Source organism: Halocalculus aciditolerans, assembly GCF_014647475.1.
GTDB lineage: Archaea > Halobacteriota > Halobacteria > Halobacteriales > Halobacteriaceae > Halocalculus > Halocalculus aciditolerans.
Genome location: NZ_BMPG01000003.1, coordinates 261,399 through 276,096, shown reverse-complemented (window position 1 = coordinate 276,096; position 14,698 = coordinate 261,399). Strand labels below are relative to the sequence as shown.

11 protein-coding genes and 2 pseudogenes are annotated in these 14,698 nt (G+C 59.2%); 3 read left to right on the top strand and 10 right to left on the bottom strand.

The window, feature by feature from the left end:
* Positions 1–18 precede the first annotated feature (18 nt).
* From IEY26_RS12385 to IEY26_RS12350, 8 genes are all read right to left on the bottom strand, one after another.
* Complete coding sequence (locus IEY26_RS12385; RefSeq protein ID WP_188979382.1) at positions 19–1,284, bottom strand: ABC transporter substrate-binding protein; 1,266 nt, start codon at positions 1,282–1,284, stop codon at positions 19–21.
* 69 nt (positions 1,285–1,353) lie between these two features.
* Positions 1,354–2,988, bottom strand: coding sequence for a class I adenylate-forming enzyme family protein (locus IEY26_RS12380; protein ID WP_188979380.1), 1,635 nt, complete (start codon positions 2,986–2,988; stop codon positions 1,354–1,356).
* A 47-nt stretch (positions 2,989–3,035) separates the two neighbouring features.
* Positions 3,036–3,452, bottom strand: coding sequence for a Zn-ribbon domain-containing OB-fold protein (locus tag IEY26_RS12375; RefSeq protein WP_188979378.1), 417 nt, complete (start codon positions 3,450–3,452; stop codon positions 3,036–3,038).
* Positions 3,449–4,618: a thiolase domain-containing protein gene (locus tag IEY26_RS12370; protein WP_188979376.1), complete on the bottom strand. Its 1,170-nt coding sequence runs from the start codon at positions 4,616–4,618 to the stop codon at positions 3,449–3,451. Before IEY26_RS12370 ends, IEY26_RS12375 begins: the two co-directional genes overlap by 4 nt.
* Complete coding sequence (locus tag IEY26_RS12365) at positions 4,618–5,517, bottom strand: SDR family oxidoreductase (RefSeq protein WP_188979374.1); 900 nt, start codon at positions 5,515–5,517, stop codon at positions 4,618–4,620. The genes IEY26_RS12370 and IEY26_RS12365 overlap by 1 nt, the downstream gene beginning before the upstream one ends.
* Complete coding sequence (locus IEY26_RS12360) at positions 5,517–6,971, bottom strand: acetyl-CoA hydrolase/transferase C-terminal domain-containing protein (protein ID WP_188979372.1); 1,455 nt, start codon at positions 6,969–6,971, stop codon at positions 5,517–5,519. Before IEY26_RS12360 ends, IEY26_RS12365 begins: the two co-directional genes overlap by 1 nt.
* A complete protein-coding gene (locus tag IEY26_RS12355; RefSeq protein ID WP_188979370.1) occupies positions 6,968–7,510 on the bottom strand; it encodes a MaoC family dehydratase in 543 nt (180 codons plus the stop codon). The genes IEY26_RS12360 and IEY26_RS12355 overlap by 4 nt, the downstream gene beginning before the upstream one ends.
* Positions 7,510–8,712 carry an acyl-CoA dehydrogenase family protein gene (locus IEY26_RS12350; RefSeq protein WP_188979367.1) on the bottom strand — a complete coding sequence of 401 codons (1,203 nt, stop codon included), beginning with the start codon at positions 8,710–8,712 and terminating at the stop codon, positions 7,510–7,512. The genes IEY26_RS12355 and IEY26_RS12350 overlap by 1 nt, the downstream gene beginning before the upstream one ends.
* Positions 8,713–9,330: 618 nt before the next feature.
* On the opposite strand from IEY26_RS12350, the gene IEY26_RS12345 reads away from it, so the two are divergent.
* Complete coding sequence (locus IEY26_RS12345) at positions 9,331–10,104, top strand: IclR family transcriptional regulator (RefSeq protein ID WP_188979365.1); 774 nt, start codon at positions 9,331–9,333, stop codon at positions 10,102–10,104.
* A 212-nt stretch (positions 10,105–10,316) separates the two neighbouring features.
* Here IEY26_RS12345 and IEY26_RS17790 read toward each other — a convergent pair.
* Positions 10,317–10,961: pseudogene (locus IEY26_RS17790) on the bottom strand (IS6 family transposase).
* Between the two features lie 61 nt (positions 10,962–11,022).
* Here IEY26_RS17790 and IEY26_RS12340 point away from each other — a divergent pair.
* Positions 11,023–11,625: pseudogene (locus IEY26_RS12340) on the top strand (IS6 family transposase).
* Positions 11,626–11,983: 358 nt separating this feature from the next.
* Positions 11,984–13,309 carry a class-III pyridoxal-phosphate-dependent aminotransferase gene (locus IEY26_RS12335; RefSeq protein ID WP_188979363.1) on the top strand — a complete coding sequence of 442 codons (1,326 nt, stop codon included), beginning with the start codon at positions 11,984–11,986 and terminating at the stop codon, positions 13,307–13,309.
* Between the two features lie 18 nt (positions 13,310–13,327).
* Here the strand turns inward: IEY26_RS12335 and IEY26_RS12330 are convergent, their stop codons facing one another.
* Positions 13,328–14,605 carry an amidohydrolase gene (locus IEY26_RS12330; protein WP_188979361.1) on the bottom strand — a complete coding sequence of 426 codons (1,278 nt, stop codon included), beginning with the start codon at positions 14,603–14,605 and terminating at the stop codon, positions 13,328–13,330.
* Positions 14,606–14,698: the final 93 nt, after the last annotated feature.

Sequence of the window (14,698 nt, the reverse complement as noted above, 5' to 3'; positions counted from 1 at the left end):
GTGAAGGTGGTCGCGTGATCATAGATCGGTTTCGGGCGGGATACTGGTTATCGGCGGCAGCTGTCCGCTCCACGGGACTTCATCGACGACCGGTGTATCACCATCTGTGCCGAACTTGATTAGTGCACCCGGAATCGCGGGCTGTCCCCGATCGTTGATTGTCGCATCACCGATAAGGGTCGTGAATTCGGTGCCGACGAGCGCGTTCCGGATTTCTGCTCCCTCGGTACTGCCGGCCTCCTCAATACCCCGTTGCGAGATTTGAGCGTCCGCATATACGTTGAACGCGACGGGATGCATTGGGGCGTCGAGTTGCTTGTATTGGTCGAACTGTGTGAGCGCTTCGTCAGAGATCGTTTCTGCGATTGCGTCGTTGTCCGCGTACGAGAGTCGGGTATACACCCCGAGTGCGTACACGTTCTCCATTGCTTCTCCGACGTCGTCGACGCTGTTGAAGTCTGCACCACCGAGTCCGGTCAGGATCGGCATCATCTCGTGGAGGCCTTCACGGTGCTGCTGTGCGAGGAACCGCTGCATCGCAGATGCCCACGTCTGGACGTAGAGAGCATCGATTTCCCCATTGTTGTAGGCCTGTTTCGCCTTGGTGAGGTATGACGAGAAATCTTGTTGGCTGAAGGAGAATCGACCGAGGTTCTTGTAGTCCCCCTCGTGACCTGATTCGTTGAACCACCAGTCCATTAACGCGAGCGTGTCATCACCCCAGTCTCCCGTTTCTGCGATAACGCCGATGTTCTGGATTTCGTCGCTCTTCTCTACCTGCTGGAGCGCAGGATATGCATCCATAACCGTGCTCACGGTCAATCGCATCATGTAGGTTCCCGGGTCGTTGACTTGTGGAGTGAACCCGTGAGTGAACGTCGGGACCTCGTTCTGATTTGCAATTGGAGCGACAGCGATTGCTCCCGTACTACGCCAGGACGAGAGGATCATCGACACATCGTCGACTGTCGCGAGGCGTTTCGCGGCTGATCGCGCAGCACTGTTCTTCGATTCGTCGTCGTATTCGACGAGTTCGACTTGTCGTGTTGAACCGTCGACTTCGATACCTCCGTTCTCGTTGACTTGCTCTTTCCAGGCAGTTTGTGCTTTTGTTGCGAGTTCTCCGTAGAATGCTGCTGATCCCGAGAGTGGATTGATCGCTCCGAGTTTGATTGTCCCCCCACCGCCGCCACCGAAGCTACTGCACCCTGCCAGGCCAGTTGTACTTATCGCTGCCGCTGCAATACCACTCCGTTTCAGGAGGCTGCGTCGTGTGCTGTCCATATTCGAGGCTCCGGACTGAAACACACATCATTATTTGTTAAATCTATCGGTGGGGTGTGTTCTCACACGTCAATCAGAATACCGACCCGAAACGCGGTCCCGGAGATCGGTTTTCTGGATCTTCTCCCCATGTGGACCCGAAGAACGCGGGAATTCGTCGATAAACTCGATATCCTCCGGTTCCTTGTAATCCGCAACGTGGTCGTCAAGGTACTCGTAGAGAGCAGACGCGGTCAGTGACCCATTCGACCTCTTAACGAACGCTATGGCGACCTGCCCGTGCCGTGGATGCGAAACCCCCACTACCTGTGACAGCTCAACTCCTGGGTGGTCGTTAAGGACGGTTTCAATGTCCCGCGGTGCGACTAGGAACCCCCGGATACGGAGTGCATCGTCCATCCGAGACTGGTAGAACAGAGAACCCGTCTCCGGGTCACGGAGTGCAAGGTCGCCCGTATGGAACCACCCTTCTTCGTCGATGACCTCTTCCGTTTTCTCGGGCTTCCCCAGATATCCGTTCATGACGTTGCATCCACGGAGACAGAGCTCTCCGGCGTTCCCTTCTTCCAGTTCTTCACCGGTTTCTGGGTCCACAATACGCGCTTCCTCCTCTTCAGGAAAGATCATCGGGCCACCGACACGCTTCCTGACTGAAGGAGGGTCCTCAGGATCACCGACGAAAACCTGGCTATTCGCTTCTGAGAGCCCGTAGGGTTGACAGACGGGGACGCCCGTTTTTGACTCGATTTCTTCGAAGAGGTCCTCATCATAACCGATACTGACGAAGCCGATCGACCCTTTCTCGAGCGATTCAACCCGCTCTTCACTGAATCCGTCTGCTTCGAGAAGACGCTGATACATCGTTGCTAAGCCAGACATGTAGGTCACATCGTGACCCTCGACGTTCGCTATCGTCCGCTCAGCATCGAAATGAGTCTGCACCACTTGAGGAATCCCATGCGTGAGCGCGCTCAAGAACATATTATACCCCCAGACGCCACAGAACGGAAGGATACCGAGTGCGACGTCTCCCTCACCGACGGAGAAATGCACTCCCACCTGGTAGGAGTGATTCAGCATCGATTGATTCGACTGGAGAACCCCTTTCGGGTCACTTGTCGTCCCGCTTGTATAGAAGACGCAGGCAGTCGCGTCAGCGTCGGTGGCAGGGTCGACATCGCCTCTTCCCCTCCCCGAAGCTTCGACGGCATCATACCCACGAACGGCGGGATAGTCCTCGTGTTTTTCGAGAGCGATCACGTGTTCCAGAGCCGGCATCGACTTCGGGGCAAAGTCCGAGGGTGACTGAGATTCGATCTCTGGTACGACTTCCGCGACCATCTCGAGATATTGATTTCCGAGGAAGGACTCCTCTGTGAGCAACACAGTGCACGAGGAGTCCGACATCATATACTCCAGCTCGTGGGTTCGGTATCGCGTGTTCACTGCGACGACTGCTGCGCCGAGGTAGGAGGCGGCCAGCTGTGCTTTGATCCATTCCGGACGGTTGCTCAACCAGACTGCGATCTTATCGTCGCCGCCGACGCCTAAGTCAGCGAGGCCATGGGCGAGTGCTTTGCTTTCCTCGACGAGTTCGGAGTATGACGTTGATTCCCCCTTAAACCGGAGGGCATCGGCGTCTGGTTTGGTGCTTGCGACGTCTGCAATCCCGTCGTAGATAGTTGCGTCTGGCCAGCGGAGCATGCATCGTGAGACACACTGTCATGCGGCAAAAGAGTTCGGGTTCCGGCTTAGCTCGGCTGGAAAACCGGCACGGCGACGTCGTCCTCCTCGGTTTGGCGAAATACAGCGGAGACGGAATCATCGATGGCAATCTCGTCAGGATCGCAGCCGACAATATTCGTCATCACTCGCGGCCCCTCGTCTAACTCCACGTACGCGACCACGAGCGGCAGGTCCTCCTCAGGCCACCCCTCCATACGCTCTGCAACGGAGAACGAGTAGACCGTTCCATCGCCGCTCGACTCCGCCCATTCCGTCTCCTCGAAACAGTCTGGACACCGTGCACGTGGGTGATAGATGTAGAGGTCGCACGCAGAGCAGTACGACAGGAGTAACGTCCCCTCACTGGCAGCCGCCCAGTATCGTTCCGTCTCTGGTGACACATCTGGCAGTGGGCGAGGCCCCCACGTCTCTTCGTCCGTCATGCTGACCCCTCCGTTCCCAGGAGAAGCGTTGCAGCGCCATGTCGAGTCGCGATGCTCCCTCCCGTTCCGTGAGCGAGCGCGACGTCAGCGTCAGTTTGGACTTCCGGATTCGCCTCCCCCCGGAGTTGACGTACCGCTTCGATTACCTTCGTCATCCCGCCGCGGTTCCCGGGATGGTTTGAACACAGGCCACCACCATCCGTGTTAAAGGGGAGATCACCGTCCGCGCGGAGTGTTCCGCCCTCTACGAACTTTCCGCCCTCTCCTTTCGCACAGAACCCGAGATCCTCAATCGCTTCAAGAACGGTGATCGTGAATGAGTCATAGATCGACGCATACTCGACGTGCTCCGGACCGAGACCGGCTTCCGCAAAAGCCTGCTTCCCCGACTCAACGGCTCCCGTGGCCGTGATGTCTATTCGGCCCGCATCGTGATGTTTCGGCGATTCTCCGTGCCCGAGCACTTCCACACAGTCACGACTCAGCTCGGCGCGGACGTCCTCACTGACTACGAGAAGTGCACCACCGCCGTCAGAGATGACGCAGCAATCCAAGAGGTGGAGCGGGTCCGCGACCACCGGTGAGTCCACAACCTCTTCTACCGACACCGGGTCTTGGTACATCGCATTCTCGTTGTATTGGGCGTGATGTGATGCCGCAGCGCGAATCTCCGCCAGCTGCTCCGACGTCGTCCCGTGTTCATGCATGTGCCGACGTGCAGCCATCCCGTACATCGTCACGTTGGTCGCGCCATAGATCCGCTCGAAACTGTCCTGCACAGTTCGAAGCTCGCGCGTGCCAGATCCAGTCGCCTGCCCGCGTGACCGAGGGCGACCGGCAAGCGTGATCAGGGCGACATCGCACTTGCCGTCCCGGATCGCGCTTGCGGCATGGCCGACGTGAGACACGTACGAAGAGCCGCCGTAGTCCGTTGTATCGGCGTAGTCAACATCTAAGCCGAGATAATCTGTGGCCATGAGTGGAGTGAGCGCGTGCTCCATCTCGGGAACACCAGCGGTGAAGTACGCGTCGACTGCGTCTTTCGAAACGCCCGCATCGTCGAGGGCACCGGCAGCCACCTCTGCATGGATCTGCATCGTCGACTTCTCGGGAGCTTCCCTCGTGGGGTGTTCAAACGCACCCGCGATATAGACCGGTTCACTCATCAGAACGCACCCCCTGAATTATCGAGGTCGACGCCTTCTGCGACGTCGTCGGTGAACCCGTCGGCCAGGTCTTCAGCGGACCAGCCGCCATCCCGGTATCCAGACCGAACGAGTTCCGGGTGAGACACGACACCGACCTGCTCACCAGCAACTCGAAGCGTGCTGCCGGTGATTCCATCGGCCGCGTCACTCAACAGATACCCGATCATCGACGCAACGCGTTCAGGCGGCATGTCTTCCCGAGTGAAGGGCTGTTTCTCCTCTGGGATATCCTCGATCATTCGGGTGTACGCGGTCGGCATAACCGCATTCACCCGAACGTTATATCGATCGAGCTCCGTCGACGTCGTTCTAATCATCCCGAGGATGCCCGCCTTTGCGGTCGAGTAATTCACCTGGCCGACGTTCCCAAGCGCGGACCGGCTCGTTAGCGCGACGAACGACCGTGACGTCTCAAAGCCACCGTCCGGAGCGGAATCGGCCCAATGAGCAGCTGCGTTCCGTAGTAGCGAGAAGTGCCCACGGAGGTGCACATTGATCACTGCGTCCCACTCGTCACCGGTCATATTCTCAGCCAACGCGTCACGGAGTATTCCCGCGAAGTTCGCGACGCCGTCGACTCGGCCGAACTCATCGACAGTGTCTGCGATGAGTCGCTCTGTGTAGTCCAGGTCGGTTACGTCTCCGAAGTGCGCGATCGCTGTTCCACCGGCATCTTCGACTGCAGCGACTGTTTCTTCCGCCGGCTCTTGGCTCGTGCCTTCGCCGTGCACGTCAGAGCCGAGGTCATTGACGACGACGTTCGCGCCGAGCGAACCGAGTTCGATTGCTGTAGCGCGGCCGATACCGTGGCCAGCGCCGGTAACGATGCAAGTCTTCGAGGTGAGTAAGTCGGTCATTATCGGTTTGCGTGCCAGCTAAGGGCTGTGTCCAGGTCGTGGGGGATGTGTCCGTTCGATTCGATGCCTCTGGCGAGGTAGTCTTCGAGGGGTTCTCGGTAGTCCGGGTGAGCGCAACTTTCGATGAGGTCTCTCGCCGTCTCTCTCGGCTCATTGCCGCGGAGATCGGCGACGCCCTGCTCAGTCACCACCACATCGATATCGTGTTCTGTGTGATCGACATGGGGGACCATCGGAGTGATCCGCGATATGTCGCCGTCTGCGGCAACGGAAGGCAAGGCAAGGACGGCCAGTGGCGAGTGGCGGTTGAAGTCACCACTGCCACCGACTCCATTCATCACACGCGTACCGTTCAGATGGGTCGAGTTGACGTGGCCGAAGAGGTCGACCTCCAAGGCGCTGTTAACAGCAATGACCCCGAACCGATCGATGAGCGCCGGACTATTCGAAAGATCAGCAGGTCGAAGAACGATGTCCTCGGCATACCGGTCGACGTCTTCGAACAGCCGTTCGTGACCCTCGCTCGATAATGCGAGCGAGGTCGCGCTTGCGCTCGCGAGCTTTCCGTCGTCCAGGAGGTCGAGGAGGCCATCCTGAATGACTTCGCCGAAGTAGATGAGCTCTCGGTCATCGAAATCGGCGTCGCCGAGAGCACCCATAAGGGCATTTCCGAGGCTTCCCACGCCGAATTGAATTCGGACGGACTCCTCGAAAAGCGGTGATCGCTCGACTTCACGCTCCAGAAATGATCGAAGATGTGCGGCGATCGATCGGTCGGCCTCCGTGGGGTCTCGGAACGCATAGGGTTGGTCACGTCGGTCAGTCTGAACGACCCCGATCAGCTTCTCCGGGTCGAAGGAAACCGAGTTCTTCCCGATCCGACCACCGGGGTCTGTGAGTGGCACTGGACCACGGTTCGGCGGCGTCCCTAACCGATAGATGTCGTGGAACCGGCGGACTTCCTCCGGTACGGACTGATTAACCTCGATGATCAGCTTATCGGCAGATCTGACGAATGCCGGTGTTTGTCCGATGCTGGTCGTGGGGATGAACCAATCTGAACCCGCAGCCAGTGCTTCGACGACTGCTACACCGCCGTCTGGGAGACCACCGTACCGGACCTCGTCGCCAAGTGTGCTAATGTTCCGGTCGTGGAACGCGACCGCCCCATCGTTGATCGATTCTCGGATCGGCGGTCGCGCTTGGTACGGGAATCGGCGGTCAACGGCATCAGCTTCGACCAGGCTGACGTCTATTTCCGCTCCGACGCTCCCTCCGCTGACGACCGTCAGCGAGTAGTCCGCCTCGTCGTCGGCAAGTGCGAGAGGGACTGCTTTGGGATACCCGACGCTCCCAAAGCCACTGATAAGCAGCGTGTCGTCCGCGCTGATCTCACGAACGACGTCGGTTGCAGCGTGAATCGGAATTCCGTCTTGGATCCGCTCCGCAGTCATTGTTCATTCTCCGGCTGCGCCCCGATACCGGCTGGCCAACCGGGCGGTTGTTCCGCGGTCGGGTCGGCGTGACTCTTCTTCAGGACCATCGGCGTGCGCTCGAGGGACAGTACGAGATCACCGTCTTGGTTGTACGCGCGCAGCTCTGTGGTGACGAGGCCAACGTGCTCCCGGCTGTCTGATTCCCGCTTCTCGAGGACTTCTGACTCTGAGAAGATCGTATCTCCGTGGAAGACGGGTCCGTGGTGCCGGATGTCGTCGTAGCCGAGGTTCGCCGTTGCGTTCATCGAGACGTCGACGACGCTCATTCCGACGGCGAGTGCGATAACAAACGTCCCATTGACGAGGCGCTCGCCGAACTCCGTCTCGGCTGCGTACGCCTCGTTGAAATGCATCGGGTTTGCGTTCATCGTGACGTTCGTGAACCAGACGTCATCAGTCTCAGTCACCGTCCGTCCGAACGGGTGTTTGTAGACATCACCGACAGCGAAGTCCTCGTAGTATCGGCCATGCCATCCCGCTTTGACGTCGTCCGGCATCAATACGACCTCGGGAGACCCAGCACGTTCTCGCCGATATAGTTCAGTGCGAGCTGCTGCGTGATGGGGACGAGACGCGTGAGACGTGCTTCGCGGAAGTACCGTTCGACGTCGTACTCACGTGCGATCCCGAACCCACCGTGGGTTTGCACGGCTGCGTCGGCGGCTTCGAAGGCGGCTTTAGCTGCGAGGAACTTCGACATGTTCGCACGTGCTCCTACGTCTTTTGCGTTCGCCGAGTCGTTAGCGGCACTCGCCGCGCTGTAAACCATGCCCTTCGCCGCTTGTGTCTGCGCGTGCGCTTCTGCCAGTGGATGCTGAATTGCCTGGTTCGACCCGATCTGCTCGTCGAACACGGTCCGCTCGTTTGCATACTCGACGCCGGCTTCAATCGCGGCTTCTGCAAGACCGATGCATTCCGCAGCGATCGCTAGGCGCTCTTCATTGAGCCCGTCGAGCATCTGGTAGAACCCCTGCCCTTCTTCGCCGATAACGTTCTCCGCAGGAACGCGGAGGTCTTCGAAGAAGAGCTCGTACGAGTGCACGATATTACTCGCCGTCTTGTCGATCTGCTCGATCTCCAAGCCACCCTGATCGTAGGCATCCCGGAGGTCGATGAGGAACATCGACAGCCCGCGGGTTCGTTTCTCGACGTCTTCTCTCGGGGTCGTGCGTGCCATTAGGACGAGATAGTCGCTTGCGTCCACGCGAGAGATCCAGATCTTCTGTCCGTTGATGACGTAGTGGTCGTCGTCACGGACTGCGCGCGTCTCTATCGATGTGGAGTCGGATCCAGCGTTAGGCTCCGTCAGGCCGAAGGCTTGGATCGAGGCTTCACCACGAGCGACTTTCGGGAGGAGCGCTTCTTTCATCTCCTCGCTCCCATATTTGACGAGCGGAACTGAGTTATAGATCGCCCCGTGAACTGCCTGTGCAGCGCTGAACCCTCCACCGGAGGCTGCGATTTCTTCCATCATCACTGCAACCTCCTCAGTGTCCATACCTGCGCCCCCGTATTCTTCGGGAAGCAAGGCACCGAACCAGCCGTGTGCTGCGAGTTCGTCGACGAACTCGTGCGGGTATTCGCCGTTTCTGTCTCTCTTACGCCAGTAGTCTGCTTCGAAATCTGAGCAGATGTCGCGTATCGAATCTCGTACCAGCCGCTGCTGGTCCGTCAACTCGACGGTGTCTCTGTCTACCATTGGCACCCGCTGCTGGGTGAACCAGCCTGTTAAAACTATGGGTCAGTCGCACCTCGAACCGCTTTCGGGACACGACTCACCGCGTCCAGAGAATCGAACCCCGGGTATATTCGTCGCCAGTCGAATCAGACAGCACACGGCTCACACGCTCTCTCCGCTTCGATCTTCGTTCCGCCTCCGTTACCGGATTCTCGTGCGTTCCAGGAGAGTTCTCCTGCCGCCGTTCAACCGTCCTTGCACCCGTTTTATGCGAGCTATGGCTTCGTGAGAGTCGTACTCCAGACCTCTATCGACCGAGAACGAGACGGTCTCTCGGAGGGATTCCACGAGCGGAGCTTTGACCGCTGCAACGGCGAATGCAGCCAGATCAACGCGGTCACGACCCCTCGCTCGTGACCGGATATTCCGTAGAGAGTTCCGCTTCCAGTCCCGTCGATGGGGTCTCGTGGTGGAGCGCAGCTGCTGCGCCCCGTGATGCCTGAGCCACGGTTTCCTCGGTGTCGGTCGGACCAATATCGTGGGCTTCTACGAGTGTAAGCGCAGTCTGTGCGGGGGTTCGTCTCACGATGCGATTCGACGATGCAGAACATTCAATACGACCAACGATGACCATCAACCATGACGGAACCCATGAGAACAGACAACACGGACACAGTGAAAGCCATTGACACGATGTTCGACATCGTCGAATACCTCCGCGAAGAAGACGGCGCAACCCTCTCAACGGCCGCCACCGACCTCCCGTACGCAAAAAGCACCATTCACCGGCACCTACAGACACTCGAAACCCACGGATACATCGTTCAGGAAGGCGGTTACTACGTGGGACTACGGTTTCTCGAACTCGGAGAACAAGCACGCAACCGCCATCGAGCCTACCAGCTAGCCAAAGAGAAAGTCGACGAGCTTGCCGCCGAAACAGACGAGCGAGCTCAATTTATCGTCGAAGAACACGCAGAAGCGGTCTACATTCACCGTGCACACGGAGAGCACGCAGTCCGAACCGACCCGGGAATCGGGAACAGAATCCCGCTACACGCGACCTCAGCTGGGAAAGCAATACTCGCTGCAATGTCTCCGGATGAAGTGTCCCGCGTCGTCGAACGGACGTCGTTCGATGACATTACTGACGAGACGATAACCGATGCAGATGATCTCCATTCGGAACTGGAGCAGATCAGAGAGCGTGGCTACGCGTTCAACCGCCAGGAGAACTTACAAGGTCTTCACGCAGTTGGAGTCGCGGTTACCGGGCCCGACGGGGACGTCCTCGGTGCACTGAGCGTTTCCGGGCCGAGTCATCGTCTTACCGGGGAGTTCTTCGAGGACGGCCTCCCCTCGCTACTCCTCGGAACCGCAAACGAACTTGAGCTCAACACGGCCTACGCATAGTCATATTCCGTGATGTCGAATGACATGATTCTTCTCCAGGCCTTAATTCTGGCACTGGAGTAGTACCAAGTCCCGAACCAGCAGCTCTTTACACCAATAACACTGTAATATTGGCCGCTGGGTGAATGATATAATTGGTTGAAAGTTACTGGAACAGTTCCTGTCAGCGACCACCTATTGATCTCATTCTGTTCTTTGAAATGGAGCACGGTCTAGTTTAGCACCACCATGATCGACGTTTTTCCATTGAGGGATTGGTGTGGTCTCCGATGGTTGTTGAACAAACTGTTCAAGCCATCCGCGTACGCTCGACCAACTCCCACCCACAAATCGTAAAGCACCTGAGGAATATCTTAAAAGTGTGGAACCACTTTTGATGAAGATTGGGTTGGTATAGTTTACCTGACTGTTCATTCTAATTGAGTAGTGGCAATCCGTTAGCCAATCTGATCGACGAGAAACACTGTGTCGGAGAGATCGTGTTTTTCACACATCCCATACGGAAGCGCAGCCGCCGGACCGGTACCATTCCGTCCGAACAAATCGACGTCGAGAATCAGTTTTCTGTCGAGGTCAATTGCACCAGACAATCAAGGGCACTCGCCGTTAACCGAGATAGCGGTTTTGTCAATCGCGACTCTCAACGGCTGCGCCTCAGGCGGTCGCCAATACAACCACATACCCAATGCATATGACATGGTGGTAGAGATATGCTTCTAATAGTCCAAGCGCTTTTGTTTCCTAGGTGGACAACCGGTCGCGTGGAAGCGGACAACGAGCACCCTGACAGGCGTCCCTAGAAATGTCCGACTTCTGGCGTGATAACGAGACATTTCACGTCTCGTCAACGTTGCCATCCGCTCAGGGCGGTGTTCAAATGGGCTTGAAAGGTGACACGAAGTGATTTACTGAGTGTCTATGCCAGAAACCACTCGCTTCAGCAGTTGTTTGAACGAGATCGGCTTTGGTTTATCCAGCGAGAAACAACACTACGGCTGCTGATGAAGTTCAATATTCAGCTCCATCTTTCTAAGCTATCATTTTTATATAATATATTTACTGGCCACATATTTAGTGTTGAATAGGCAAGATCAACCGTCCACAACTGGGTTCACAAAGATGGTCTACAGCCCGAGGACCGACGAAGTCCCGATCACGTTGCAGTAGACGAGACTGTGATCTAACTCGACGACGAAAAGTACTGGCTGTACGCCGCCGTAGATACAGACCCTCGACGAATTTCTCCACACAAAGCTTGAGCCGACCAGAGAGAACGTTATCGCTTACACGTTCTTCAGTGGCTCCCGTGAGAAACGCGACGTCGATGATGCTGTGTTTCTCGTCGATGGCGCAACTCCGTTGGATGAAGCGTGCCGTCGCCACGGCCTCGATCTCCACTTCAAACGTCATGGAAGTCGAAATGGTGCCAAACGTGTCTTCAAAGGAATAAAAGCCCATACCTATTTTCTCTCAAATATTTTCAGCCACGCCGACACAGAACTTAACAACGAGTGGCTATGACCGTTCGCCTTCGCGTGGAAGTAGATAATCTGAACACTACCCCGATCACGCACCAAACAACCAATATTCACCGTTTCTAACGTCTCTCCGGTGATTCTTCGGTTATCATAGACACCGAAACAACGAACAGCTCAAAACTGACTTAACTAGACAGTGCCAATATCTAATGATCTCTATTTCACATGTGTTCCGATTGTTCTGTCTGCGATCAAAAGTCGGTCTCGGGGGGTGGCGAGGTCGCGGCGTCCCGGCGTCGACGGTGGAGAGTGTCGGGCAGCGTGTGCTGCGTCGACGTCTGGGCGTCGGCGGCGGGCGACTCGACAACAAAATTAATTACCATCCTACACAGATACCATGTATGGATCGCGGTAGCATAGAGCCATCCGTGGCTGCGCTCTCTGATTCGAACGCGAGACGCTGGGTCGACTACCACCACGAGGTCGCGGCTCCGAGTGAGTACTCACACGAGTTCGTCTGGGACGTGACGGCCGAGGCGGCTGGGCCGTTCGTGACGGACGTCGACGGCAACGTCTTCCTCGATTTCACGTGTCATATCGGGGCGGCACCGCTCGGCTACAACAACCCGAAAATACTCGACAAACTCGACGCGTTCGACCTCGTCGATCCGATGAAGATCGCGGGGCAAGACCTCTACTTCGGGACGGGGGACGACCCGGAGGCGACGGAGCTGCCGGGGTCGAGTCAGCTGATGCATCGGTTGCGGGACGTCTCGGCGCAGTACGGGATGGATACGGTCTTCCTGTCGAATTCGGGGGCGGAAGCGATCGAGAACGCGATGAAGATCTCGTACGCGAACACGGCGAATCCGAAGTACGCGGTGACGTTCACGGGGGCGTTCCACGGGCGGACGCTGGGGACGCTGTCGTTCACGCGGAGCGGCGATACGTACACGCGGAAGTATCCGGAGGTGGCGGGGACGCGGACGCTCCCGTACTGCGCGTGCGAGGGTGACTGTCACTGCGGGTTCTTCCGGGATGGATCGTCGGCGCTGCGTGACCTCTTCGAGGGGCCGGCGAAGCATCTCGACCCGTCGGAGGTGGCGTTCGTGGTGTTGGAACCCGTGCAGGGCGTCGGCGGCTATCACTTCGCGAGCGACCGCTTCCTCAGGGAGGTGGACGCCGTCGCGGAGGAGTACGGCCTCCACGTGGTCGTGGACGAGATTCAGAGCGGCGTCGGGCGGACGGGGGAGATGTGGGCGGTCGACCACACGTCGCTCGCGCCGGACGTCATCGCGTCGGCGAAGGCCCTGCGCGTCGGCGCGACGATTTCGCGTTCGGACGTCTTCCCGAGCGAGCCGAACCGCATCGGGTCGACGTGGGGTGCGGGTGACATCCTCGCGTCGATGCAGGGGGCGTTCACGCTCGACGCCATCGAGGAACACGGGTTGCTCGACAACGCGACCGAGCGCGGTCGGCAGTTCATCGAGACGTTCGACGCCGAGCGCGACGCGGTCGCCGACGTCCGTGGGCGCGGCCTGATGCTCGCCGTCGAGTTCGACACGCCGGAGCGGCGGGACGCCGTCGTCAAGGCGTGTCTGGAGCGCGGGATGTTGACGATCGGGTGTGGGCATTCGACGCTCCGCCTCCTCCCGCCGCTGGACGCGACGGAGCGAGAGATCGAACTCGGCGCGAGCATCCTCAGCGAGGCCGTGGACGCGGCGTAATCACGGCGTAGATACTGGTCAGGGCTGTTCTCGCGCCGTGTCGAGGATTGCATCGGTGAGCGTGCCGACGGCGGTGTCGAGCGTCGTCTCGTCGACGTCGAACGCGGGCGTGTGGTGGTCGCCGGGGTGGTCGGTGCCGACGATGCTGTAGCAGGCGAGTCCGCCGTCGTTCTGGACGCGGCGCATGAGGAACGTGGCGTCTTCGCTCGCGCCGAACTCCGCGGCGTCGAGGACGCGGTCGACGTCGACGCGGTCGCGGGCGGCGTCGGCGACGAACGCGGCGAGTTCCGGGTCGCTGTCCGCGCGCGGTGATTCACTGACGAGTTCGACGTCGGCCGTACAGCCGTGGGCGTCCGCGGCGGCGTGAACGCGCTGTTCGAACGCCGACTGGACGTACCGCATGAGTTCGGTCGTCTCCCCGCGCGCTTCGCCCCAGAGTCGCGTCTCTTCGGCGACGACGTTGCTCGCCGTGCCGCCTTCGATGCGGCCGACGTTCACGCGCGTCATGCCGTCGGCGTGCCGGGGAATCCCGTAGAGAGAACTGATTGCGTCCGCCGCGGCCTGAATGGTGTTCCGCCCGTCGTTCGGCGCGTTGCCGGCGTGTGCGGACTCCCCGTGGAAGGTCGCGGTGAGGTGCGCCATCGCGAGGGGTTTGACCATGCCGGCGACGACGTCGCCGGTCGGGTGGTCGAGGCCGACGTGGACGGAGAAGAGGTAGTCGACGTCGTCGAGGTGGCCGCTCTCCGCCATCGACTTCCCGCCGCCGGACTCCTCCTCGGCGGGCTGGAAGAAGACCTTGAACGTCCCCTCGAAGTCGCTCTCCGCGATGGCGTCGAGGACGCCGAGGCCGATGGTCACGTGGGCGTCGTGCCCGCAGGCGTGCATGTAGCCCTCGTGCTCGGAACGAAAGTCTTCGGTCGCGGGCTCGTGGTCGTCGGCGTCGGTTTCCGTGATGGGGAGGGCGTCGATGTCCACGCGGAGCGCGACGACGGGGCCGTCGCCGCGATCGAGGACGGCGACTGCGCCGGTGTAGCCGCCGGCGAGTTCGTCGACGAGACCGGGGGTGGCGGCGGTTTCGCGGACGCGTTCGAGCCAGGGGTCGAGGTCGTCGGGGTCGGGGAGCGCCATGCGCGCGTCGGTCGCGTGCGCGTCGCGGCCGACGTGGAGCGCGTCGAGGTCGAACCGATCGAGTTCGTCGACGAGTCGGCAGGTCGTCCGGAACTCCCGCCACGCCGGTTCGGGATGGCGGTGGAACGCTCGCCGGAGCGCGCGGAGGTCGCTGGAGCTGTAAGCCATGTGGTGTCGTGTGACGAGGAGGGAGGTTATAAATCCACGCGGCGGCAGCCAGACGGACACGAGAAAAGGTTAACCACCGGGGGCGAGTGAGAC